General features: G+C 45.5%; 21 protein-coding genes. 16 read left to right on the forward strand and 5 right to left on the reverse strand.

The window, feature by feature from the left end:
- Positions 1-43 precede the first annotated feature (43 nt).
- On the forward strand, positions 44-418 hold the full coding sequence (locus tag MHB85_RS14780; RefSeq protein ID WP_192131632.1) for a hypothetical protein: 375 nt from the start codon (positions 44-46) through the stop codon (positions 416-418).
- Positions 419-501: 83 nt separating this feature from the next.
- Here the strand turns inward: MHB85_RS14780 and MHB85_RS14785 are convergent, their stop codons facing one another.
- The 3 genes from MHB85_RS14785 to MHB85_RS14795 all read right to left on the reverse strand — a co-directional run bounded on the left by MHB85_RS14785 (position 502) and on the right by MHB85_RS14795 (position 3,410).
- Entirely contained in the window at positions 502-1,782 is a 1,281-nt protein-coding gene (locus MHB85_RS14785) for a glycoside hydrolase family 27 protein (RefSeq protein WP_192131630.1), read from the reverse strand.
- A gap of 108 nt (positions 1,783-1,890) precedes the next feature.
- Positions 1,891-2,772, reverse strand: a complete 882-nt coding sequence (locus tag MHB85_RS14790) for an AraC family transcriptional regulator (RefSeq protein WP_192131628.1) — start codon at positions 2,770-2,772, stop codon at positions 1,891-1,893.
- Positions 2,773-2,798: 26 nt separating this feature from the next.
- On the reverse strand, positions 2,799-3,410 hold the full coding sequence (locus tag MHB85_RS14795; protein ID WP_192131626.1) for a TetR/AcrR family transcriptional regulator: 612 nt from the start codon (positions 3,408-3,410) through the stop codon (positions 2,799-2,801).
- 138 nt (positions 3,411-3,548) lie between these two features.
- Between MHB85_RS14795 and MHB85_RS14800 the strand changes: the two genes are divergently transcribed.
- From MHB85_RS14800 to MHB85_RS14815, 4 genes are all read left to right on the forward strand, one after another.
- Entirely contained in the window at positions 3,549-4,310 is a 762-nt protein-coding gene (locus tag MHB85_RS14800; protein WP_244660877.1) for an alpha/beta hydrolase, read from the forward strand.
- A 199-nt stretch (positions 4,311-4,509) separates the two neighbouring features.
- Positions 4,510-4,944 carry a ribonuclease domain-containing protein gene (locus tag MHB85_RS14805; protein ID WP_341073154.1) on the forward strand — a complete coding sequence of 145 codons (435 nt, stop codon included), beginning with the start codon at positions 4,510-4,512 and terminating at the stop codon, positions 4,942-4,944.
- 14 nt (positions 4,945-4,958) lie between these two features.
- Positions 4,959-5,234 (forward strand): barstar family protein, encoded by a 276-nt coding sequence (locus MHB85_RS14810; protein WP_091016304.1) that lies wholly within the window; start codon positions 4,959-4,961, stop codon positions 5,232-5,234.
- Positions 5,235-5,509: 275 nt separating this feature from the next.
- Positions 5,510-7,204: an ABC transporter substrate-binding protein gene (locus MHB85_RS14815; protein ID WP_192131624.1), complete on the forward strand. Its 1,695-nt coding sequence runs from the start codon at positions 5,510-5,512 to the stop codon at positions 7,202-7,204.
- A 134-nt stretch (positions 7,205-7,338) separates the two neighbouring features.
- Here the strand turns inward: MHB85_RS14815 and MHB85_RS14820 are convergent, their stop codons facing one another.
- Positions 7,339-8,202: an AraC family transcriptional regulator gene (locus MHB85_RS14820; RefSeq protein ID WP_091016301.1), complete on the reverse strand. Its 864-nt coding sequence runs from the start codon at positions 8,200-8,202 to the stop codon at positions 7,339-7,341.
- 163 nt (positions 8,203-8,365) lie between these two features.
- On the opposite strand from MHB85_RS14820, the gene MHB85_RS14825 reads away from it, so the two are divergent.
- From MHB85_RS14825 to MHB85_RS14845, 5 genes are all read left to right on the forward strand, one after another.
- Positions 8,366-9,883 (forward strand): glycoside hydrolase family 43 protein, encoded by a 1,518-nt coding sequence (locus MHB85_RS14825; RefSeq protein WP_341073155.1) that lies wholly within the window; start codon positions 8,366-8,368, stop codon positions 9,881-9,883.
- A gap of 7 nt (positions 9,884-9,890) precedes the next feature.
- Complete coding sequence (locus tag MHB85_RS14830; RefSeq protein ID WP_341073156.1) at positions 9,891-11,441, forward strand: glycoside hydrolase family 43 protein; 1,551 nt, start codon at positions 9,891-9,893, stop codon at positions 11,439-11,441.
- 125 nt (positions 11,442-11,566) lie between these two features.
- Complete coding sequence (locus MHB85_RS14835) at positions 11,567-13,246, forward strand: extracellular solute-binding protein (protein WP_341073158.1); 1,680 nt, start codon at positions 11,567-11,569, stop codon at positions 13,244-13,246.
- 48 nt (positions 13,247-13,294) lie between these two features.
- Positions 13,295-15,061, forward strand: a complete 1,767-nt coding sequence (locus MHB85_RS14840; RefSeq protein WP_341074229.1) for a sensor histidine kinase — start codon at positions 13,295-13,297, stop codon at positions 15,059-15,061.
- Entirely contained in the window at positions 15,046-16,671 is a 1,626-nt protein-coding gene (locus MHB85_RS14845) for a response regulator (protein ID WP_341073161.1), read from the forward strand. Before MHB85_RS14840 ends, MHB85_RS14845 begins: the two co-directional genes overlap by 16 nt.
- Positions 16,672-16,795: 124 nt before the next feature.
- Here MHB85_RS14845 and MHB85_RS14850 read toward each other — a convergent pair whose 3' ends face one another.
- The gene (locus MHB85_RS14850; protein ID WP_047842955.1) at positions 16,796-17,563 is read right to left on the reverse strand and encodes a helix-turn-helix domain-containing protein; all 768 of its coding nucleotides are present in this window, start codon (positions 17,561-17,563) and stop codon (positions 16,796-16,798) included.
- Positions 17,564-17,837: 274 nt separating this feature from the next.
- Here MHB85_RS14850 and MHB85_RS14855 point away from each other — a divergent pair, with 274 nt between their 5' ends.
- The 6 genes from MHB85_RS14855 to MHB85_RS14880 all read left to right on the forward strand — a co-directional run bounded on the left by MHB85_RS14855 (position 17,838) and on the right by MHB85_RS14880 (position 26,145).
- The gene (locus MHB85_RS14855) at positions 17,838-19,190 is read left to right on the forward strand and encodes an ABC transporter substrate-binding protein (protein WP_091016292.1); all 1,353 of its coding nucleotides are present in this window, start codon (positions 17,838-17,840) and stop codon (positions 19,188-19,190) included.
- Positions 19,191-19,295: 105 nt separating this feature from the next.
- Positions 19,296-22,193, forward strand: a complete 2,898-nt coding sequence (locus MHB85_RS14860; protein ID WP_192131622.1) for an extracellular solute-binding protein — start codon at positions 19,296-19,298, stop codon at positions 22,191-22,193.
- A gap of 19 nt (positions 22,194-22,212) precedes the next feature.
- Positions 22,213-23,169: a carbohydrate ABC transporter permease gene (locus tag MHB85_RS14865; protein ID WP_036615906.1), complete on the forward strand. Its 957-nt coding sequence runs from the start codon at positions 22,213-22,215 to the stop codon at positions 23,167-23,169.
- Positions 23,170-23,171: 2 nt separating this feature from the next.
- Positions 23,172-24,047: a carbohydrate ABC transporter permease gene (locus tag MHB85_RS14870; protein WP_026081082.1), complete on the forward strand. Its 876-nt coding sequence runs from the start codon at positions 23,172-23,174 to the stop codon at positions 24,045-24,047.
- Between the two features lie 15 nt (positions 24,048-24,062).
- Entirely contained in the window at positions 24,063-25,526 is a 1,464-nt protein-coding gene (locus MHB85_RS14875) for an NHL repeat-containing protein (protein ID WP_192131619.1), read from the forward strand.
- Positions 25,510-26,145 carry a YIP1 family protein gene (locus MHB85_RS14880; protein WP_091016287.1) on the forward strand — a complete coding sequence of 212 codons (636 nt, stop codon included), beginning with the start codon at positions 25,510-25,512 and terminating at the stop codon, positions 26,143-26,145. The genes MHB85_RS14875 and MHB85_RS14880 overlap by 17 nt, the downstream gene beginning before the upstream one ends.
- Positions 26,146-26,159 lie beyond the last annotated feature (14 nt).

The raw sequence follows: 26,159 nt of genomic DNA on the forward strand, positions 1-26,159 counted from the left end.
ACCACCGATTATAACTAAGCCAAGAAAGTGAGGTCTATACTCCATGGAAAATGTGTCACAGGAAGACAAACTGGAATCCATCAAAGCCTTTCAATCAACCATCCGCAAATCGGAGAATGCTTTAGTGAATATGACTCAGAAAAGTACTAACACAACATTGCTACAGAAACGTCTCCAAGCTTTTTACATTGGTCTAGCACTGTTGGATAAACAGTGGAATCAAAAAGCTCATTCATACACCAAGGAAGATATAGCAGAAGCCCGACTTGTCTTAATTGGATTGTTTCCATCCCTTGAGAGCATGTATGCCAAGGCCAAAGAAGGTAGCCCTCATAAGACTCTTCTTGAAAGAAGGATTAAAGCATTTCATCTGGCCGTTCAAGCCATGGATACATATAGACTATCGAATGGAAACTGAATGTAATCCATTCTAGCGATGAACATGAAATGAGAGAGAGGTCTGTCTAATGAACGACGGACCTCTCTTTTTCTTTTGCAAGCTTAGGAAAAGCGATAAAGACGCACACCATGTGATGGCACAGTCGTAACTAAGGAATTCTCTGTAAATTCAGCTGCTTCTCCGCTCCACAACTCCGTACCTTCGGTAATGCCGGACAGTCCGACCTTATCAAAAGACAGATCCACGGGAAGAGATTTCTCTCCTGTGTTAAATACAGCGACGTAAGAGGAACCATCCGCATGCTGGGCAGTCCAAACAATAAGATCGTCTTTGCGTAAGGCTTCTTTGGCTCCATAACTCTCGCGATGCATTCGCAGAACCTCACGATTGGTTAACAGGGATAGTGTCCAGTCATCGTTATCTCGCAGTTCACCACCAAAAATGAGCGGGGAACGGAAGATGCTCCACAGTGACATCATCGTCAACTGCTCGTCAGGTGTGAACCGAGTCCAGCGATCTGCTCCACCACCGTCTACAGAACGGATACCGATATGACCCAAAGGCAACATATCACAGTCTGGCCAGCAGCCTGCTTGGGGAACGCCCTGCCACGTCCGGCAGCGGTCGAACATATCCAATAACAGCGGCCAAAGGTCCCAGAAATCGTCCGTGACACGCCACATGTTGGCATGATCAGCCAAGAATTCTGAGTATTCTACTGGAGCAGGGCCAGGAGAGAGACTTAGTACCATGGGCCGACCGGAGCGCTCAATCGCTTTGGATATCATTTCGATCTCAGGCTGATGGGTATCGTAGAGCCTGGAAGCAGCAATATCGTCTACTTTCACCAAGTCAACGCCCCATTGTGCATACAGTTCAAACAGCGAATCGTAATAGGCCTGCGCGCCTTCTTTTGAGCTATCGACACCGTACATATCTGTGTTCCATGGACAGATGGAGTTTGGATGAGCAATGTCGCGCGCAGTGGAGGTTGAACCCAGGATCGGAGTAGCCGCATGTGCAGCTTGACGTGGAATACCACGCATGATGTGAATCCCGAATTGCAGTCCAAGACTATGAACGTAGTCGGCTAACGGCTTAAATCCTTGTCCACCTGCAGCGGAGGGAAACCGATTCTCAGCAGGCATAAGTCGTGAATATTCATCCATGATTAGTGGAACGAACGGACGATATTGCGAAGAATTGGCCAAAGGTTCGTACCACTGAATGTCAACTGTAATATAGCTCCAGCCAAATGCTTTAAGATGTTCTGCCATGTACTCGGCGTTGCCACGAATTTCGTCTTCCGTAACGGCAGCGCCGTAACAATCCCAGCTGTTCCAGCCAAGCGGTGGAGTTGATGCTGCAAGCGTATGATTCATGGGAATACTCCTTTACTGATTAATTATTGCTCTCGCTAAATTCATCATAATAAAGGATTTTATTAATATCTACAGTAATGTTGAGTGTGGAATAGCATAATATTGCGGTTAGTCAAAGAACAATTTACGGTATACAAGGCTTTCACCCCCACTACGAAATTCGCCTGGTGTAACCCCTGTTATACTGCGAAAAGCTTTGATAAAATAACTTCCACTGGAATAGCCAACGTATTCGGCGATGACTTCAACACTATGAGTAGTTCCGCGCAACAATTCCATTGCTTTCTCTGTGCGTACACGGGTCAGATAAACACCTGGGGTCAAGCCCGTACTGGAGGAAAAACGACGTATAAAATGATATTTGGAAAGGGAAACATACTCGGCAAGGTGATCTATACTGATCATCTTGGCGTAGTTGTTTTCTATGTATTCAACGGCTATTTGAATGTTTTCAGACCAATTCTCCCTGTTGCGTAATGTTGTTTTCTGTAAGCGGGTCAATTCTGTCATGAACTGATATACGCTGGATGATGCGATCAGAGGATCAGTGATCCTGCCTGCCGCTGCATCAGTCACGATCATCCGCAACAGTCGGATCGGTGTGCAATCAGCGGGTAAATAGGGAACTTCTCCAGCTTCCCGAAGGAATTTTCGCCAATGGGGCAGAATAAGAGTTGGCCTGAACAGCAAGAATAGAAACTCCCAAGGCTCTTTTGATGTTGAATGGTAGTAATAGCGATGTTCTCCCGGAATTTCTGCCAAAAAAGCTTGTCCTGCGGTAATATGATGAATGCGATTATTCGACTCAAATACACCTTCACCCGAAATGGTATATTGGAATAACAGGAGAGGCCCGTCTGAACGTTCGAGTCCATCCCAATGATAAGCCGGATCGGTTACTGAATCACTTCCAGCCGCATAGAGTACGCACAGTTGGAGCTCCTTGTCTTCGGCGAATCGAAACCCATACGTTCCTCTAGGGATATTCATGTCAGCTCTCCTTGTTGCCCTGAATTTTATTGCGCTCCGCGAATGAAAATTTCTACTAGCTTTTGGCCCAATGAAAGATTGGAACCATATTTATGCAGGTTATCTTCCCGATTACCCATTAACATCAATGTCGAGAAGGTCTCTGCAAGGAAAATTGGATCGTCCGTTCGCAGTCTGTTTTCATCCATTGCCCGTTGGAAATGGGAGGCTAACACTTCGTGAATCAGATGCTCCGCGTTGCGTATATCCTGAATTTGAGCTGGTTCAAGAAAAGGTTCAGCTTCTCTCAGCATGGTTTCAATCTCCGCATGTGGATTAGCCAGTCTGGCCTCTGCCAAACGCACAAGTCCCGACTCCAGATTCTCGGCTTGATCAAGGATATGCGAGGTTAACCGGCTCACATTTTGTAACATCGTTGTAAAGGCAACCTTAAAAAGCTCTGGTTTGCTGGTGAAATGATAATAAATGGTTGGTTTTGACACGTTACATGTTTTACCAATTTGCTGAAGTGTGACTGTTTCGTAGCCGTACTCCATGAATAGCTTTGAAGCTGTATGAATAATCGTTTGCTGAACTGAGATATCGTCATCGCCATGTTTGGGTCTTCCAGGCAAACGTTTGTGTGATTTTTCTGTCATTGGACTTCCCTCCATGAATAGTTTATGACAAATAACGATGGTTAGCAAAATCATCTTGTAATTATACTTACCGGTAAGTATAATTATGAAGAGTTAAAAAAGACATATCATTATCCTCATACTAAGGTGGTTTTAAGGTTGAAAACAGCACAACGTACAAACAAATGGAAAAAGATAATCATGTGGACGATCTTGTCCATCGTGATCATTGTGGCTGGAGTGTTCGTATATCTCAATTCGGTTACGTATAGTCCTTCTGAACGAGCTGAAGCGGCAATAACAAGTGACGCTCAGGTTACTGTCACCAAGTTGAAGGACGGTTACCGGTTTGAACCCGTGAATACAAAGTTAACCGAACCGAATATTATTTTTTATCCAGGAGGTCTAGTCAAACCTGAAAGTTATTCTCCACTTGCTAGAGAAATGGCAGAACAGGGACACCGCGTTGATATCGCTATCATGCCAATGAACTTGGCGATTTTCGGTCAGAACAAGGCAGATTCGTTTATCGAGGAACATCCTAACGAAGCTTTTGTAATTGGCGGACATTCATTGGGAGGGTCATTCGCAGCACGGTATGCTGCGGAGCACAATGAAAAGCTGGCAGGCGTCTTTTTCCTGGCTTCCTATGCAGATGATGGGGGGAGCTTAAAGAATACGAACTTGTCTATTTTACAGATTACAGGCTCGAATGATGGGGTGCTTAACAGGGAATCCTGGGAGAGCGCCAAAGCAAACCTTCCAGAAGACACGACTTATGTAAGTATTGAAGGTGGAAATCATGGTCAATTTGGCTCATACGGTATGCAAAAAGGAGATAATCAGCCTAAAGTTACAGAAGAGAAGCAGTTGGAAGAGGTTGTTGTAGCGTTGGAGAACTGGATGGATCGATTCAAATAAGATCATAAATGAATGTGTTGAATGGTAATGATCCGTGGTAAGATTAAAGTCGCTATTTTAGCGGCTTTTTTTAGTTGAAGGATATGGTTGTGCCTCAATGGAGAAGGGCTAACTTCTTATATTGATTGAATTTCGGTTCAATGATAGGCTTAAAAACGAAGACACAGCAAGAGCAAGAACATTCAAAGGAGAAAAGATTATGTTTTTCAGAAAATTTGTTTACACGTTAGTGATTGTCCTCGCTGCATTAATGTTCTCGGGTTGTACACCAGAGTCTGTGCTGGATATCGGATCACCTCAAGTATCAGAGGATATGGGATTTGATGAAGTTGCCAATTATATCTCGGAGCATCATGAACTCCCACCGAATTACATTACCAAGAAAGAGGCCAGGGAATTGGGCTGGGAGCCAAGTGAAGGGAATCTACATGAAGTCGCTCCAGGCAAAAGCATCGGCGGCGATGTGTTTGGTAACCGGGAAGGGCTACTCCCCAGCAAAAAAGGCCGGATATGGTATGAAGCTGATATCAATTACTCAGGAGGACGGCGCGGAAGCGACCGAATTCTATACTCGAATGACGGTTTAATCTACCAGACGACAGATCATTACAAGTCATTTGAACAGTTAAAATAAACGGAGGTCATGATATGAGCAATATTCAAATTGACGGATACCACATTCACAGCAAGGAAGAGTTGCATCAAGTGCTTCAGAACCAGCTTGAGTTAGACGAGAACTACGGAGGCAATTTGGACGCGCTGTGGGATGTCTTGACTGGGGCTGTAAGCATGCCGCTTACTGTTCAATGGCTTGGTTTCGAGAAAAGTAAAGAAACTCTTGGTGATTACGCAGATCAAGTCATGGAATTGTTGCGAGATGTGGAAGCGGAAATCCAAGGTTTTACGTTGGAATTATATTACTGAAAAGGAAGTTAGATGTTATGAGGCGATGGGCAACCATCGCTTTTTTGGTCTTCACATTTTACTGAGATTCATGTCTAGATCATGCTATTTTTATGGCTTAATAATCAAGGTTGGGGTTATTAGACTTCCTTATACTTTAAGCATGGAATAGGTTAGGCAGGAGTGTAGTCGTACATTACCGATTGAATATGTAAGCGTATACCACTTCTGAACGAACCATCTTTAATGTCTGGATTGGTTATTACGACTAACACCATTTAGGGGGCAGAAAAATAATGAGAGCCGTTTCAAAAATGCTAGGAGCATGTCTCGTAACAAGTGTTGTACTGGTTTCCGTCGGTTGCGGAAACGCTACAGAGAATTCAGAATCGAATACCAGTGACCCTAACAGCCCGATCACGTTTACCTTCTTCGGTGCGGATGCAAGTCCCAACTGGAACAATATGCAGGATGCTGTAGGGAAGAAAATTACGGAAGAAACGGGTGTAACCATCAATGCAGAATTCGATATCTCAAGCGGGGGAGGAAACGACCGTATATCCCTTATGGCCGCAAGCGGTGATTACCCGGATCTGATCTTTCCTAAAGGCAACTTAAGCAGACTTGTTGATGCTGGTGCAATGATTGATCTGACGGATCTGATCGAAGAACATGCACCCAATTTGAAAAAGATATACGGTGAGCATTTTAATCGCTTGAAATATAGCAATGAAGACCCATCCATATACTGGATTCCAACGAATGGTGCGATCGATCAAGAAAGCTTCGATGCGACAAATGGTGCTGCTATTCAGCATCGTGTCGTCAAAGAGCTTGGGTACCCTGAGATCAAAACCTTGGAAGATTATGAAAATGTCCTCCGAGAGTATTACAAGAATAATCCAACGACAGATGATGGCCAACCGACAATCCCGCTGACACTCAGTGCAGATGGATGGCGCCGTATGATTACCGTAACTGATCCGGCAGTCATGGCTACGGGAGGACCTGGGGATGGTGAATATTTCATTAACCCTGACACATATGAAGCTGTTCTTCATTATAAGCGTCCTGAAGAGAGGGAATATTTCCGTTGGTTAAACAAAATGTATAATGAAGGTCTAGTGGATAAAGACAGTTTTGTTCAAAAAGATGATCAATATAAGTCCAAGATCGCCAGCGGACGTGTTCTATCCGTGCTTGATCCACTTTGGGGATTTAGCGATGCGGAAAATGCTTTGAAAAGTGCAGGCAAGGACGATATGACTTATGGCTTCTATCCGGTAACGCTGAACGACAACTTCCAGCGCAAAGATTTTCAGGATATCGGCTTTGATGGATATGGTATCGGCATAACTGTTGATGCTGAAGACCCGGTTCGGGCCATCAAATTCCTGGATTGGCTTTCTTCTGAGGAAGGTCAAGTGTTGAGAAATTGGGGTATCGAAGGAGAACATTACGTTGTGGAAGACGGAGTTCGCAAAATACCGGCAGATATTCAGGAACGTAAAAACAAAGACAATAGTACATTCAGCAAAGAAACCGGTATCAACTTATACACTATTTTTGGCGCTCATTATGGAGATGGTGTCAAAGATTCAACGGACAACTATTATACAACCAACTATCCTGAGCAGATCCAGGAAGGTTATTCTGATATAGAAAAAGAAACTCTGAAAGGGTACGGTATTACAACCTGGAAGGAGTTATTCCCTAACGGAGATGAGTTCCCGGTGAAAGAGTGGGGCGCAGCTTATAATATGCCGATTCCTACGGATAGCGGAGACTATAATGTGGTGTATCAGAAGACACAGGATATTATCCAGAAACGGATCGCGGAAGCAATTACATCCTCTCCAGCTGCCTTTGAAGACATATATGATAATATGATTGCAGAACTTGATGCTGCGGGCGCTGTAGCCATGGAAGAGCAGTATACAAAGTGGATTAAAGAACGTGTTAGTCTGTGGTCTGGCAAAGAGATCAATTAACGGTTGGACATGATCTCGTTAACAGTTTAATACAGATTAAATATGTATACCAGGCAAATGAAGAAAAAGAAAACATCGAGCCATCCTGCATGGCTTGATGTTTTTTGCTTTGGTGCATTATCTTGTCGTTATCATCATAATATTTCGATTGCATCACGTCGTTGTTTGCTATATTTGCCTGGAGAAGTGCCGACCATTTTGGTAAAACTGCGAATGAAGTTAGCATAGTCACTAAAGCCAGATTGAAAGCAAGCATCCGTAATACTCATTCCTTCAGACAGGTGGAATTTGGCCCGTTCAATCCGACGACCCAAAATGTAGGAACGAATCGTCAATCCGGTATGCTTTTTGAATTGTCTGCTGATGTATGTGCTGTTCATATAGAACACTTCGGCAAGTTTGCGAAGTGTAATGTCTTGATTTAGATGTGTTTCAATATAATCCATGGTTTCACGAACCAGTTCAGGCATAATATCATTGGGAACAAAGGAATTGTTATGAAACCAGACGTTAATCATGACCAACAATTGGGCTACGGCTGCATTTATTTTGATATCGGTGCCATAAGCATCGGAAGCAAGCAATCTTTCCAGTTCGTTCGTACATTGCAGCATCTGCTTCAAGTTATACTCGTCTAGATGCACGATGTTGCCTGTTCCTTTGGGGCGATGATCAAAACATGATGATAGATTGGTTGATGGTGTGGAAAGCTGAAATAGATATGTTTTTTTGAGATTGATTGTAATTCGCTCATACTCAGATTCATCCAGAATAAAGGCTCGGTGCATCTCCTCGGGTGACATCACTAGCAAATCCCCCCGCTGCAGATGATAACATCGATTTTCTACATAAAAGTGAACGTTGCCACGAAGAAACAGGTAGATCTCGTATGCATTATGGCGATGATAGATCGTTTCCAGCTTATACGTTGTTACGCGGTGCAGATATAAGAGCTCAGGCTGGATGGGATCATAAAAACATTCAGAGGATCCACTCATGAAGTACCTCCCGTCATTTCACGCAATAAATAGAGCGGTTAACGCAATGAAATTGTACTCAGCTTACCTTAAAATGTAATCATCCTATCATGATACCTTTTGTATTGCAAACGCTTTCTCTTTATAAAGTACAACTAAAAACGATTATAGGGGGATTTTTTCGATGAATCATCATTCTACACCACATGCTGGTGAGCAAAAGCAAACCCAAGCTGCCAATCTGGAGAGTATCCCAGGGGAGATTGGAAAGCTTCATCCCAACGGTAACCCTCTGGTGGCCCACAAATTCGGAGCCGATCCCTATGCTTTGGTATTTAACAATCGAGTCTACTTATATATGACTAGTGATAAGCTGGAATATGATAAGGACGGTCTTCCTCAGAAAAACAGTTACAGTTCAATCAACAAGATTACGGTCATTTCTTCGGATGACTTAATCAACTGGACCGATCATGGGGAGATCAGAGTTGCTGGACCTCAAGGCGCTGCAACATGGGCTTCGCAATCCTGGGCGCCGGCAGCTGCTCATCGAACCTTGGATGGCAAGGACTGTTTCTTTCTTTATTTCGCCAACAATGCCAGTGGAATTGGTGTATTGTCTGCACCAACACCCATTGGTCCATGGATAGATCCGATAGGCAAAGCACTTATTACAAGAGAAACTCCGGGAGTGGAGGAAGTAACCTGGTTGTTCGATCCGGCTGTAATCGTAGATGATGATCATCAGGCCTATATATACTTCGGTGGTGGTATTCCGCAGGGGAAACCAGAAAGACCTGATACGGCAAGAGTGATGCGATTGGGAGACGATATGACCAGCGTTGTTGGTATAGCAAAGGTGATTCAGGCGCCTTATATGTTTGAAGATGCAGGGATACATAAATATAATAATAGTTACTACTTTACGTATTGTTCCAATTTTGTTGAGGGTAATCGGCCAGAGGACAGTCCACCACCTGGTGAAATTGCATATATGACCAGTGTTCAGCCGATGGGGCCATGGACATATCAGGGAACGTTGCTCCAGAATCCGGGCCACTTTTTTAATGTTGGCGGCAATAACCATCATGCTATATTCCAACTGGCCGATCAGTGGTACATTGCCTATCATGCTCAGACATTAAGCCAGGCTATGAATATTCCCGATGGTTACCGTTCAACACATCTGAATCGAGTCGAGCATGATGAGTCCACGGGTAAGATCCAGAAGGTACATGCAGATTATCAGGGCGTAGATCAAATCAAGTGCTTCAATCCTTATGAATGGGTAAGCGGTTCGACGATTGGATGGAGCAGCAGAGTAACAACAGAGCAATATCTTGACGCTGCTGAGATATCTGCATCCGATTCGAATATCATGTCCGCTAAGCTGCAAAACGACAGTTGGATAGCTATATCCAAGGTCGACTTTGAAAGTGAAGGGCCCACAACCTTTACAGCCATTATTGCGAATCAAGGAAGCGAAGGCACGTTGGAACTTCGGCTTGATCGTGCAGACGGACCGTTAATTGCCGAAATCATTGTTCCGCCTGCGACCGGATCTCTTCAATGGATGGAACTAACAACGAAAGTTACGGGTGCAAAAGGTGTGCAAGATTTGTATATTAAGCTTAAGAATTCAACCGACAGCTCCATCATCCTTTTAAGAGAATGGAAGTTTAACAGAAAAAATGAGGTGTAATTGAAACATGTATCCAAATCCGATTATTTGGGCTGATTACCCGGATCTTGACGTTATTCGTGTAGAGGACACATATTATATGGTTAGTACGACCATGCATATGATGCCGGGATGTGTCATCCTGCGTTCATATGACCTGATCCATTGGGAAGTAGCGACATATGTATACGACACATTGGACGATACACCTGCACAGCGGCTGGTGGATGGTCAGCACATTTATAGCAAAGGCATGTGGGCTGCATCGCTCCGCTATCATCAAGGGATGTTCTATGTGATCTTTGTGGCGAATGATACCCGAAAAACATACTTGTACACGTCACCCACCATCTCGGGAGTGTGGAAGAAACAAGTAGTCGAAGGGTTTTACCATGATTGCTCCTTATTTTTCGACGATGATGAACGAGCATATCTTGTCTACGGGAATACCGAGATCTATCTGACCGAATTAAGCTCTGATCTGTCCGGGCCGAAACCTGGCGGAGTGCATCGCTTGATTGTAAAAGACGAGCAGCCTCATCACCTTGGTTATGAAGGAGCACATTTCTACAAGATTAATGGGAAATATGTTGTATTCCTGATTCATATAACGAAAGCTACCGGACGGAGAACGCAGGCGTGTTATACGGCAGACTCTCTGGAAGATGTCTTCACTGGCGGGGAAGTATTCAATGACGATATGGATTATTTCAATTCTGGTGTTGCTCAGGGTGGCATCGTGGATACACCGAATGGGGACTGGTATGCAATGCTGTTTCAGGATCATGGGGCTGTAGGCCGGATTCCTGTTTTGGTTCCGCTCCATTTTGATCAAGGTATTCCGGTATTTGCAAGCAAAGCGCCGATGCAGATTAATATTCCGAGCACGAGACCAGAGCACCGTTATAACCCGTTAGTAGGTAGCGACAGTTTCAATTATGCAGCTGAAGAAGATGGAAGAATACGCCTCCGCGATTTTTGGCAGTGGAATCATACACCTAATCATGAACTTTGGTCCGTCACAGAGAAACCAGGAGTTTATCGTGTTCGAACTGGACAGATCAGCCCGAATCTGACATTCGCCGTCAACACACTAACCCAGCGTTCAATGGGGCCCGCTTGCGAAGCAATCGTTACACTTGATGGCAGCCGTCTGAATAATGGCGACTATGCCGGGTTGTGCTTTCTGATTGGTTCATATGGTATGATCGCTCTTACGAAGCAGGATAGCAAGTTTTACTTGGTCATGCATGCTAGAAATAGTGAGGACCCAACCATATTTGGTAATCTTATTGACCAGGAGCCAGCCACTGAACATGAACGTATCCCGGTATCAGATCCAGTCGTTAAACTGAAAGCATTCGGAAATTTTGAGAATAATCTGGATGAATGCTCTTTTGCCTATTTCGATGGGGTGGAATGGAGAGATATCGGGATTGTCCATAAAATGGTATATAAACTCGATCATTTTATGGGTTGCCGAACGGGGTTGTTTGCATATTCAACTCAAATGGTTGGCGGAACAGCTGACTTTTCGAATTTTGAATATCGTGTGATTAATCCTGATGAGAAACAATGAAATATGTAAAAGCCGCCCAACGGCGGCTTTTCGTATTCAATGATTACAAGTTGTTGTACAATGATATGGATTCATAATGGACAGAGAGAAGACAGTTGTTTAAACCGAACTGGGGGCATGTCGTCATGTATAAGAGATGTCTGGACATAACAAAATGGACTTTTATTCTGTTCCTAGCTGTGTCGATACCAGCAGGTCATACCGAAGGAAATTCCAAACAACCTCATCCGCAGCCAGATGGGCAACAGATGCAACTTCCCGCTACGTTTGAGAGGTATTCTCCTCCTATTGTGGTCTCTTTTGTCAGGGAAACCGGAGATGACCTCGAGCGCATGATTAGCCAGTTGCCTGGTGAGACGATGCTGGATAATCGCTGGACTCGTTTGTACGAGAAAGAGTTAGGTATTCAAATTCACTATGACTGGATTGCTAATGGAGATGTATACAATCAGAAGCTGGGTGTATCTCTTGCTGCTGGACGTTTCCCGGATGTGGTAAAAGTAAATCCATATCAACTTAGACAACTGAGTAACGCTGGAATGATCGAAGATTTAACCCATGTGTACCAAGAGCATGCTTCACCACTTACGAAGAGCATATTAGAGGCAGAGGGCAGAGGAGCGTTTGATGCGGCAACCATAGACGGCCAACTCATGGCTATTCCTGAATCCTCTTCCTCCATTGAGACTGCGCAGTACCTGTGGATTAGAACCGATTGGTTGGAGAATCTGGGACTACAGCCGCCTGAAACGATGGAAGAGCTTCTTCAAGTTTCGAAAGCGTTTACAGAGGGAGACCCCGACGGGAATGGAGAGCAGGATACGTACGGACTTGCGCTAACCAACCATTTATGGGATCCAGTTATGGGAGCTGCGGGATTGATTTCTGGCTACGGTGCCTACCCTAATATATGGGTTAAAGATGCAGAAGGAAATCTCACTTATGGAGGTATACAGCCTGAAGTTCGCGAGGCTCTGAAAGCACTGCAAACATTGTATCGTGAAGGCCAACTTGACCCGGATTTCGGCTATAAAAGTGGAAGCAAGGCGTTTCGTCTGGTTCAGGACGGAAAAATAGGGATGCTCTACGGAGAACAGTGGACACCCTTTATGCTCCAGACCACCCGTGACACAGATACAGATGTAGAATGGCAGGCATACCCCATTGTTGCCAAGTCAGATCGGAGTCTGTTCGTACCGCTACGTTCCAATACCGGGCAATACTTTGCTGTAAAAAAGGGATTCGCTCATCCGGAGGTGGTTGTAAAGCTTATGAATCTGCATCTGGACATCAACTGGGGCGATCAGGCACAGTACGAAACATACTATAATGACGACTCAAGAGCTGTATGGATGCTTTCACCGGTGACTCCATTTCCCGGTAATAAAAACATAGATGCGTACAAACAAATTCGTGATGCCAGAAGCACAGGAGACTTCTCGGCTCTGGAGAATGAAGCTCTCGCCATTCACAAACGCATTGTGGCCTATGAATTGGAAGATGTAGAGAGCGGCTGGGGCTGGAAACAAACCTATGGTCCTTCGGGTGCTTTTAGCATTGCAGATGCGTACGAGAAGAACGGTCAACTTCTCTATGATGAGTTCACTGGCGGCATTACAGACACCATGGTTGATCGACAAATTATTCTTCGAGATCTTCAGCTTGAAGCCTATATGAACATTATTCTAGGCAGGCCGATAGAAGAGTTTGATCAATTCGTAGAGAATTGGCGCAAGCTGGGGGGAGATCAGATCACATCGGAAGTTAACGCGTGGTTTCGCACCAGCAAGCCAAAGGAGCACTAATGTTCACTTTATTCATACAAGGAACCCACTCAGCCTTTGGCATTGGAGGTGAATGCATTGATCAAGATCCCTGCTAAATCATGGTTTAACAGTATATTTGCACGATTAATAATCACCTATCTGGTATTTGTGCTCCCCCTGATTCTCCTTGGAGTGTATCTGTATCATTGGAGTTATGACAATGCAAGCCAGGAAATATCATTGTCAACAGAGAGACGGTTGAACCAATATGTCCTGGAATTGAACAGAGAGATGGAATGGATGGAATTACAGCAGTTTGATATCGTTGAGGATCGCAAATTGAATCGTCTGGCTATTCTCTGGGATATGATGGATCAGGTTGAGCGACGGGATACATTAAATTATCTGACAGAACGACTCGCTTCATTCAAGAATAGCACGGCTTATATCAAAAACGTATATGTACATATCCCTTCAGTTGGCAAAAGTATATCCGCGATCCAAGGTATCGATGATTTTGATAAAAGTTCATATGTATACTTCAGTTCAGGCATGCAAGGAAAAGGTACACGTTTCACGGTGAAAGAGGACACCCTGAACCACAGTGCCGTCAGACTGACGGGTACGAGAGGAGAGCCCCCGCTTTTTGTCATTCAAGTGGAGCTGAATACTGATCATTTTCAAAATGAACTTACACGACTTAATTTGTACCCGGAGAGTTCAACTTTCCTGATTGAGGACGTCACGGGGCATGCCATCACAGATAACCATCAAGCAAGTGTTATTCTCGCAAATTATCGTGAGAACAGTGTGAAAGGTACACTTGATGGCTTTCGGATGAAGGTGGGGGACACCATGTATCATGTTAGTCAGTTGCATATGGATTCTCTGGGCTTATCCGTAGCTACATATCTACCCGAGGCCATTGTTACCAAACCGCTTAGCAAGTTCTATCATTGGGCTTGGCTGTTTGCAATTACATCATTTGTTGCCATCACGGCGTATCTCTATTCAAGTTACAAGTTGATTCATATCCCGTTACTATTGTTGGTGAAAAGATTCAAAAAAATGGAGGGAGGCATGCTTGATGTCCCCATTGCGCATAACCGAAAGGATGAATTTGGCTTCCTCTACACCCGTTTTAATCTAATGATTGAAAATCTTCAATCCCTTATCGATCGAGATTTTAAGAAAACACTGATGATGCAACGGGCCGAGTTGAAACAGCTCCAATCGCAGATTAATCCTCATTTTCTGTATAATAGCTTCTTTATTCTGAATTCACTGGCAAGGACAGGAGAAACCGAACGTATTGAGCAGTTCACGAACATGCTTGGAGAGTATTTCAGGTTCATTACCCGGAATGAAACAGATCATGTGAAGTTGAAAGTGGAAGTTGAGCATTCACGAATCTATACAGAGATTCAACAATTACGATTCTCCAGACGAATCAAGGTTGATTTTGGGTCACTACCTGCTGAGATGGAACACATCAAAGTTCCCAGACTCATTATTCAACCCATTATTGAGAATGCCTACGAACACAGCCTTGAAAAGAATTCGGACTCCGGTCTTCTAATTATTGGGTTTAATATGGAAGAGTCATATGCCGAGATCACCGTAGAGGATAATGGTAATGAGTTGGAAGAGCAACACATTCAATCTCTTCAACAACGCTTGCATAAGGACGGAGGTACAGACGAAATGACCGCGTTAATAAATATTCATCGACGTCTGGTCCTGACGTATGGAGAAGGAAGTGGCCTTTTCCTAACCAGAAGTGAACTGCAAGGGTTAAAAGTCACAATTCGAATCCAGTGGAAAGAGGGGGAAAACGAATGTATCGACTTTTGATTGTAGATGACGAGGAGATTATTACGGATAGTCTCTATGAAACGTTCGCCAGACATATACCCGACCAGCTTGATGTATGTAAAGCCTACTCTGCAACAGAAGCATTGTCCTGGATGCAACGGTCGAGAATTGACATTGTTCTAACGGACATCCGTATGCCGGGCATGAGTGGGTTGGAACTGACAGAGCGGATTCAAGCCAGTTGGCCGAATTGTCGCGTCATTTTTCTGACAGGACATAGCGATTTTGATTATGCATATCAAGCTTTTCAGATGGCTAATGTGCGTTACTTGCTCAAAACGGAAGGTTATGACAAGGTGATGTCAGTTGTAGAAGATGTGATGGAAGAGATCCGTCGAAGTTACAGCATGATTGAGTTGTTGGAACATTCTCATAAAGTCAATTCGCAGCTTGCACTGATTCAGCAAAAAGAGTATTTACGGAAGTTACTTCAAGACTGTACAGCGGTTATAGATTCTACCATGGATATGCAGGACGAATTATCCAAACGAGATATAAGATTACAGATCAACTCGCCTGTTTATCTCATACTGGGTCGGTTCAATAATCTGCCAGAAAAAGGTTCGGACCTCACACAAGTCCAGGAATCTGTTCGCATTATCGGCTCTTCTCTGATGAATGAGCGTACAGTGTGTGCAAGTGTAACGGACCATTATGGGGATACGATCTGGCTGCTTCAGCCGAAGCAGGAGGAAGAGATGACTAATGATAAACTTGTGCGATTTCTAGAAGGTACGCTGGAACTGGTACAGGAAGCATGCATGGTCTCACTCGGCGTATCCATTGCTTTTTCATTAAGTAGTCGAAGCTGTAATTGGTCCGAATTAACCAAACAATATGAACGTCTGAGATTACTCCAGTGGATGAAAATTGGGGATGGTGTATCCATGGTACTCACGGATCATCGTAATGATCTCTCATCTGATGTACCCAAAGAATCCATGCGGATCTCAAACCGGATCGAGATTATGTCAGGATATTTGGAAACGGGAAGAATTCAGCCATTTTACGATATATTTGAGGAGCTTGCAGGAGAACTGCTGCAACAGGAAATTACGATGGAACGTGCCATGGAGACATACTACAATCTGGCCTTATTATTGCATTCAACGATCAATCGTTGGGGTCTTCAACAGAAAATCCCGGATCAACGAAGCTTGCTGCACTTAGGGGAGTATACATGCATGAAGGATGCAGTACAATTTCTATATCGTGCTGCCGATGAACTAGTACGCTACAAAAGATCAAATGAACAGGAACGCGCTAACGTTGTCATTCATTCCTTATGCAGTTACGTCAAGGAGAACCTTGAGAAAGATCTTTCTCTGGTGAGACTGGCAGAACTTCATCATTTTAATCCATCCTATCTGTCCCGATTCTTTAAGCAGGAAATGGGAATAAACGTGTCAGAGTTTATTGACGACTGCCGAATACGGAAAGCCAAAGAATTGCTTCAGAACACAAATCTTATGGTGCGTGAGGTCGCACTTCAAGTGGGGTACGAGGCTGCCCATTCATTTACCCGACTTTTTAAGAAAATAACGGGAATGACTCCCCAAGAATACCGGGAATCCCTTTTGGTACGTTAATGGTGAATACTCTGGAATTGACCAAACCCAAACAACTACAAAAAAACGCAGGAAGAAGAATACATCCTGCGTTTTTTTGTAGTTGTTATCTAATCGATACACAAACCGATTCGGCAATCCACCTTTAGGCCGTGTGGATTTTTTGTCTTCTATAAGCATTGGGACTTGATCCGGCATACGCTTTGAACTTTTTATAGAACCAATCAATATCCTTATAGCCTACCTCAATAGCAATCTCATATATTCGCAGATTCGTGGAAGACAACAACTGCTGTGCCTTTTCCATACGTTGCTGGAGCATATAATCATTGAAAGACATTTTCTCTTCCAGCTTGAACTTCTGTCCGAGGTACGCACAGTTAAAATGAAGCATGTCAGAGATCTTCTTCAGCGTGATTTCATCACTCAGATGATCCCGTACATAGGCCTTGACGATACGAATAACATGACTGGAGTGCATGGGTTTACCGTTCATTTGAACAGGTGTTTTGAAGAACGACGACGTTTTGTGTGCCGGGTCGGTTTCAAGATGGGATCTAAGTCCATGCAGACTGTTAAGTAAAGAAGAAGGACTAACTGGATACGGGAGATAATCATTTACCTGATACGTCAGGGCTTTGCGTACGAACCTGAAGTGATCTCTTCCACCCATCAGGAGGATAGGTATCTGACTTTTTTTTCGAATGTCGTTGCATAACCAGAGCCCCGCGGTATCAAACCTCTCTGTATGTACCATAACAAGGGAAAAGTCTCGTTCTGACAATGCGGTCAAAGCCTCGGCCGATGAGAACACACAATTTGCGATAGTATATTGAGCTTTGCTCCGTAGCAACATCTGTTGCAACTCCCCGCACAAACGACGGCTGAAATCCACAAGTAAAATATCATACATGAAGCAATACCTCACCTTCTGCTGAATTGTAATGCGCTAGATTAACTGAAATTTGACTTAATTTCATTATGGTAATAAAAGAAAGCGCATACAATGTGCATATTTTTGTAGACAGTGCATTTCTTTACCAATTAAAACCTATAATGCACTTTGCTCGTGCAAAATTACGCGAATCTATATTCAGCCCGGGTAAACATCTGTATTTCGGCAGGTTGTTTGCGCTTTCATTTGAACGATACACTGTGATAGCAAACGACAATCAGGGGGGAAGACGATGAGAAAAAACAAGTTCATGCTACTGAGCCTGGTATTTGCGGTCTTGTTGGTGATTGCTGCATGCAGTTCTGCACCTACCGCTCAACCTGAGCCGGAAAAGACAACACAGGAGGAACAAAAACCCGCGGAAACCGAGCCAAAGAATGAAAACTCCACGCCAGAAATGGACTTTGACATGGGTGGCAGAACCATCAAGGTTGTTGCTTGGTGGGACATGGAAATACAGGGGAACAACCCGGACAACATTCAACGCCTTGAGAATCTCGAAGCGCTGAAGAAAAAACACAACTTTAATATTGAATATGTTTCCATCGATTTCGGTGAATATCAGGAAAAAGTAGTTGCTTCCCTGATGGCTGGTGAACCGCTTGGCGATCTGGTGAGACTGGGCAAAAACTATGCCATTCCGGCATTGACCAAACAGGATCTGTTATGGCCGGTGGATGATTATATTAAAAACGACAAGGTATTCAACCAGAAAACAACCAAGGAATACATGCAGTATGAAGGCAAAGGTTACGGCTTTACCGAGGACCAGTCCTCGTTTATCAACGGAATTTTCTATAATCGCACACTCATGCAAGAGCTCGGCTTGAAGCCACTTCAGGAGTATGTGGATGCCGATGAATGGAACTGGGATACGTTCATCAGCGTTGCCAAGCAAGCGAACAAGGATCGAAACAATGATGGCAAGCTGGACACTTGGGGACTCGCGCAAACAGGCTTGCTGGAACCGATTCTGTATTCCAACGAGGCTTCTCTGACCAAAGAGGATAAGCAGAACCTGGAAGATCCAAAAACGAAAGAAGCGTTGAACTTCCTGTCCAAACTGGCTACCGAGAAGGTCGGCAGAGCTTCTGAGGGCGGCGATTGGACAGAGCCATCCACGTTCTTCCGTCAAGGCAACACCTTGATGTATTCAGGTGCCATGTACGAAGTCGAAGGTATTATGACGGATATGCAGGACTACGATATTGGTTTTGTACCGTTTCCAAAAGGTCCAAGTGCAACAGCGTATCACTCCGGTGAGTCACGTTACCAAGCTATAACGATTCCAAAAGCGGTAGAGAATCCGGAACAACTGATGTACATCTGGGAGAAAATTAATGAGATCGAATCGATCTATGAATACCCGGGACAATCCACACTGGAGACACATCTGACCGATGAAGCAGATATCAACAATGCCAGAGAGGTAGCGGAAGGTATGTTGGTTCTCGACCATAACACATTCCCGTCCTTGCCGTTCTGGGATTTTGATGGGGAACTCAAAGAAGGGGTATCCGTATCTACGCTGATCGAGAAATACAAGGCTCCTTTCCAGGCTGCGATTGATGAGGTTTACAAATAAGTATCACGTTACACGGGCAGAACGCACCAGTGAAGGTGCGGTCTGTCCGGGTTAGTCAATCGTTCAGTTCTCTCAACGCTTACAGGAAAGGGGATACAATCAAACATGCGGTCACGTAAGAAAAAGGGACTAATCCTGGTGCTTGTCCTGGCCTTGGTGCTCTCCATATGGACACTATATCCATCGCGGGATCGTAATCCGGGAACGGTACATGCGCTTGAGGACTTTGAGGCGGTATCGGGAACCGAGGATTCATTCAGTTATGAGCATTATCTGACTGCTCATGACAATACGGCCAAACCGGATGAAATCGTACGCATCGAAGGCGAATCTTATGTTCAGGCAGAGGATGGGGAATTTGAGGTTGTGCAAGGGTACGCCGGATTAGACGGAAATGCCGTAATTACGCCGGAAACTGGAACCATTCGCTGGGATGTTCCCGTTCAAGTGAGCGGTTTGTACAACATTCGCATTCACTATTATCCCGTAGAAGGCAAAAGCTCCGGGATCGAACGCAAGCTTGAGCTTAATGGTAAGGTTCCCTTCAGAGGGGCCGATATTCTTTTGTTTGACAGGGTATGGGGGAATCGCGAGGATAACGTCCGGCAGGACGATCGTGGCAATGAGCTTAGACCAAGACAAGTGGAGCAGCCCGAATGGCAACTGACTTCCTTCAAGGACAGTGCAGGGTACTTCGAGGAACCGTTTCAGTTTTATTTTGAAAAAGGCAGTCAGAAGTTATCGCTCACTTCATTAAGAGAAAGCATGGCGATCGATTATATCGAGCTGTACCAAGAAAGCGAAGTTCCTTCCTATGCAGAGCTGGAGCAGACCTATGCCTCACTCGGCTTGAAACAATCGGCTCCTGTCATGTTGAAAGTTCAGGGGGAGGAAGCTGTTAGCAAATCATCTCCTACACTTGCACCAATCTCGGACCGATCAAGTCCTTCACTCGAGCCTTATAATGTATCGAAAATTCGGATGAACGCCATCGGGGGCATTAATTGGAAACTGCCGGGCGAATGGATTGAATGGGAAATTGACGTGCCGGAAGACGGACTATATCAACTGGCGCTTAAGGTGAAGCAGGATCAATTGCGTGGCATCTATGCCACCCGCAGTCTGACGATTAACGGTGAAGTGCCGTTTAAGGAAATGAAACGCATTCGATTTAATTACAGCCCGGCTTGGCAAAATCAGGTGTTGGGTTCGGGAGAGGATAAGCCATATCAGTTTCATCTTGAAAAAGGGAAACACCGAATCCGAATGACGGTTACACTTGGCGACATCGCTCCGCTGCTGCGGACCGTGGAATCCAGCGTGCTGGAACTGAATGAGATGTATCGCAAAATATTAATGATCACCTCCAACAGTCCGGACCCATTGCGGGATTACCAACTGGAACGGCGTATTCCGGAGATGACGGAGGTGTTTGAACAACAAGCTGACACCTTGCGCTCCGTTGCAGATTACCTGGAAAAGGCCACGGGTGAGCAAAGTGACAAAGTGGCCGTACTGCACGCCATGGTATTGCAGCTTGAAGATATGGCCTCCAGACCAGAGACGGTTCCCAAACGGCTGGATACGTTCAAAATTAACGTAGGTGGTCTCGGCACATGGATTCTATCGGTACGTGAACAGCCGATTACGTTGGATTACCTTGTCGTATCTCCGCCGGGTGAATCGCTGCCAAAAGCGGAAGCGAGCACCGTCCAGCAGGTGAAGCACGAACTGGGCGCATATGTTGCCTCGTATACCGAAGATTACGACAGCATTGGTAACGTGGAACAAAAGAAGGATGCCATCACCGTATGGATCACGACCGGACGAGATCAGGCCCAAGTACTGAAAGGCATGATCGACGATTCGTTTACCCCGGATACGGATGTGTCCGTGCAGTTACGTCTCGTTCCGCCTAATATTTTGCTGCCCGCAACACTCTCGGGGGAAGGACCGGATGTTGCCATGCAGATGGGCGAAGACATTCCGGTGAACTATGCGATGAGGAATGCAACGGCGGATCTAAGCCAGTTCCCCGATTTCGAGGAAATTTCGGACAGGTTCCGTGAAAGCGGATTGACGCCTTACCGCTACAACGACGGGGTATATGCCCTTCCGGAGCAGCAGCATTTTCCAATGCTCTTTTACCGCAAAGATATTCTGAATGAACTGGGCCTCGAACCACCGAAAACGTGGCAGGACGTATATAACGCCATCGCCGTGCTGCAGAAGCATAACATGGAGTTTTATCTGCCGATTGAGGATACGCTGAACAATGCCAACCTGGTTCCCAATTCAACCTTTGCGATGTTGTTATATCAGAATGACGGAACGTTCTACACCGAAGACCAGAAGAAAAGTGCACTGGATTCGGAGATTTCAATGGACGCGTTCAAACGCTGGACGCAATTTTATACCAATTACAAGTTTCCGCTCAAAGCCGATTTTCCGAACCGCTTCCGTACCGGGGAAATGCCGATCGGAATTGCTGATTACACCACGTATAACATGCTGACGGTTATGGCTCCGGAAATCCGCAATCTCTGGGACTTTACGATTGTTCCAGGTACACAGCTTCCGGATGGGTCCATACGGCATGAAGTGGCCAGCGCTACGAGCGCGGTGATGATGCTCGAAAATGCCGACAACAAGGAAGCGGCGTGGAAGTTCATGAAATGGTGGACTGCTGAGCAGACCCAGATTGAATACGGGAGAGAAATGGAAGGTCTTATGGGAGCGGCTGCCCGTTACCCGACGGCCAATATCGAAGCCTTGAAGCAATTGCCTTGGCCTGTGAAGGATTATCAAAATCTCGAGAAACAATGGGAATGGGTACAGGGAATCCCGCAGCTTCCTGGAGGTTATTTCACGGGACGACATCTGGACAACGCCTTCCGCAAAGTGGTCAATGCAAATGAAAATCCGCGTGAAGCCTTATCAGACTATGTATTGTACATTGATGATGAAATAGAGTTGAAACGCAAGGAATTTAATCTGAAATAGAGGAAAGGGAGGGTAACGGTTGCAAGCTAAAACTACCAAGACAGCCGCCGCTCCTGCCGTCCATACCCGCCAGGTCGGCTGGTGGTCCCTATTGAAGCGGGATCTGTATCTTAGCAGGCATTATTATGTATTGATGGCACCGTTTATGCTGATTTTTTTCATGTTTACTGTCATTCCGGTCGGCATTTCACTCGGGCTCAGCTTTTTTCATTTCAATATGCTGGAGCTGCCGCGATTTGTCGGCTGGCAGAACTATTCCCGGCTTTTCCTGAACGATGACGTATTTCTGATCGCGCTCAAAAACACGCTGCTTTTTGCCGTAATTACAGGCCCTCTCAGTTATATTGCCTGCTTTTTGTTTGCGTGGATCATCAATGAGCTGTCTCCTAAAATTCGAGCGGTCATGACGCTGGTTTTCTATGCCCCATCCATATCGGGCAACGTCTTTTTCATCTGGCTGATCATCTTCTCGGGTGACAGCTACGGGTATATGAACGGATTTCTGATGCGCCTTGGCGTCGTACTGGAACCGATCCAATGGCTCGCAGACGAGAAGTATGTACTGGCAATCGTCATTATTGTACAGCTGTGGCTGAGCCTGGGAACCAGCTTCCTGGCCTTTATTGCAGGACTGCAAACCATTGATCGTTCTCTGGTTGAAGCAGGAACCGTAGACGGGATCAAAAACCGCTGGCAGGAGCTTTGGTACATCACCTTGCCTTCGATGAGACCGCAGCTGATGTTTGGTGCGGTAATGCAGATTACTGCTTCCTTCGCCGTAGCTGAGATCTCCATCGCACTGGCAGGTTTCCCGAGCGTAAACTATGCGGCACACACAGTTGTCACACATCTGATGGACTTTGGAACCATTCGTTTCGAGATGGGGTATGCCTCGGCCATCGCAACGGTTCTGTTTGCCCTGATGCTGGGTACAAACGTTTTCACGCAAAAAATGCTTAGAAAGATAGGTGAATGACGATGACCAGCAAAGTACGTGCCGTGTTTGGCATGCCAAAAAGGCTCAATCGGTCATTTACCGTCAGCCTGATGTTATTTGCATTGCTGGGCGTGTTCGGCTCCTTTATGGTGCTTCCGCTCATCTATGCAGTCAACAATGCATTCAAGCCGCTGGATGAGCTGTTTATTTTCCCGCCGCGTTTCTGGGTGAACAATCCGACAACGGAGAATTTTGCCGATTTGATCAACCTCATGGGCAATTCGTGGGTGCCGTTATCCCGCTATATTGCCAACACATTGCTCATTACGATACTTGGCACAGCGGGGCATATCCTTCTTGCATCTGCAGCAGCTTATCCGCTGGCGAAGTATCGTTTTCCGGGTTCCAAAGTGTTGTTCACCATTGTCATTCTGTCCCTGATGTTCTCGCCGCATGTTACGGCGATTCCGAACTACATGGTGATGTCCTGGCTTGGCTGGATTAACACTCATGCGTCCATTATTGTGCCATCACTTGCGTTCTCGCTAGGACTTTTCCTGATGAAACAGTTCATGGAGCAGATTCCCGATGCTTTGCTGGAGGCAGCCAAAATCGACGGAGCCAATGAATACCGGATATTCTGGAGCATCGTGATGCCCAATGTGAAGCCGGCATGGCTCACGCTCATGATCCTGCAGTTTCCAGCGTTATGGGGAACGGATGGCGGAAGCTTCATTTACAGTGAAAATCTCAAAACGCTGCATTATGCGCTCAGTCAGATTGTGCAGGGAGGGATCGCAAGAGCCGGTGTAGGTGCGGCTGTTGCCTTGCTGCTGATGATTGTACCGATCACTCTGTTTATTATCTCTCAGAGCAGTGTTATGCAGACGATGGCCACTTCGGGCATGAAAGAGTAGAAAGGAGGCAGCGAGGTGCGGAGAAGCACATGGAAAAAACGTAAATCGATCATCATGGGCATGATCTGCCTCCTGTTGTTCGTTCAAGAGGCACCCTACGTGAATGCAGATGGTAAAACGGATGCGTATCATTATTCCTTCTGGGGTGACGCAGTTCCTTCACCGGCGGCATATGAGGCAACAACCATTATCACCGGCAAGAAGCTGAACACAACTCCTATGAAAGAGCCAAGTGACATGCATGTTACCGCCAATCAGCACGTCTTTGTGCTCGATTCGGGCAATGGCCGCATCATTGAGATGGATCGCAACTTCAAGCTGGTACGGACGATTGATTCATTTGAGCAGGAAGGCAAGGAAGATCATTTTAAAAATCCACAGGGATTGTACGTCACGGAAAAAGGTCATCTGCTGGTCGCTGATTCGGATAATCACCGGGTGGTGCATCTGGATGAACAGGGGAAGCTGGTCAAGATTGTGTCTGAACCACAATCGGATCTGCTAAAAGCAGACTTCCAGTTTAAACCGATGCGAATTGTTATGGACAAAGGGGAGCGTATCTACGTCATGGCCGAAGGCGTATTTGATGGATTCATGGAGTTCAGCGCCGATGGTACGTTCTCTTCCTTCATTGGAGCGAACAGAGTTCAGGTGGACCCGGTGGAATATCTTTGGAAACGGTTTGCAACACGGGAGCAGCGCAGTCAGATGGTGATGTTCACTCCAACGGAATTTACCAATCTGGACATGGATGAAGAGGGCTTTATCTACGCCACTAGCGGGGATCGCGGCAAAGATCCGGTCAAGAAGCTGAATGCCCAGGGTACAGACATTTTGCGCAGAGAAGGCTATCAGACTCCGCAGGGGGATTTGCTGTATACCCAGGAAGCAGGGCCATCCCGCCTGATTGATGTGGATGTGGGTGACAGTGACATGTATTCCGTACTTGATTCCAGCAAGGGTCGAATCTTCACCTACAATGGAGACGGATATCTACTCCATATTTATGGCGGTATCGGGAACCGGCTGGGCCAGTTTAATACACCTGTTGCCCTGGAACGTGCGGGAGACCGGATGTTAGTTCTGGATAAAGCGCTTGGTGAAATCACCGTCTTTCAAACAACTGAATACGGACGTACACTCCACGAAGCGGTGCGTAGCTACTATAACGGTGATGAAGATCAATCTTCGGTGCTGTTTGCCCAAGCTGCCGAGATGAACGCTAACTTGGAATATGCGTACGCGGGAATTGGCAAAGCATTGCTTCGTCAGAAGGAATACGCCGAGTCTGCGAAATATTTCAAGCGCAGCATGGAGCCCAAAGGGTATTCCAAAGCTTTTCTTTTGTACCGCAAAGAGCTGATGCGTGAACATTTTTCATGGATGATGTCCGGTATATTCCTGGCTGTCGCTGCGATTGTCACCGTCATCATCGTTCGCAGGCAGAAAAGGAGGACTACGAATGCAGGCATCAAGTAAGCAACTATACCAGTACCCGCTGCATCTGATTTTTCATCCGTTTGACGGATACTGGGAATTGAAATATGAACGGAACCAGAGAAACTCACTGCTGATTGCTTTCATGATCCTGGTGCTTCTGGTCATCACCAAAATTTTGCATGCCCAGTACAGCGGTTTTCTCATTAATCTCAGTAATCCAAAGTACCTGAACAGTCTGCTCGAAATGTTATATGTCATTATACCGGTACTGTTTTGGTGTGTGGCTAACTGGTCGTTAACCACATTGATGGACGGGGAAGGCAAGTTCTCCGAAATTTTCATGTCAACGTGTTTTGCACTGGTACCGTTGTTCCTCATTCATTTCCCATGGATCTGGCTGAGTCTTGTGATCTCTGCGCAGGAAACTGCCTTTTATTATTTCTCCAATGCACTCGCCGTTGCATGGACGGTATATCTGTTATTTGTGGGGAATATGACGGTTCATCAGTACACACCAGCCAAAACGGTGCTCACCATGCTGCTGACACTTGTAGCGATGGCGTTTATGGCATTTCTGTGCCTGTTATTCTTTAGTCTTGTACAGCAGATTGTATCGTTTGTCGTAACCATCTATCAGGAATTAGTGCTTCGGGGCTAAGGGAGGAGGAAATT

Source organism: Paenibacillus sp. FSL K6-4396, from assembly GCF_038002525.1.
Lineage (GTDB): Bacteria > Bacillota > Bacilli > Paenibacillales > Paenibacillaceae > Paenibacillus > Paenibacillus amylolyticus_B.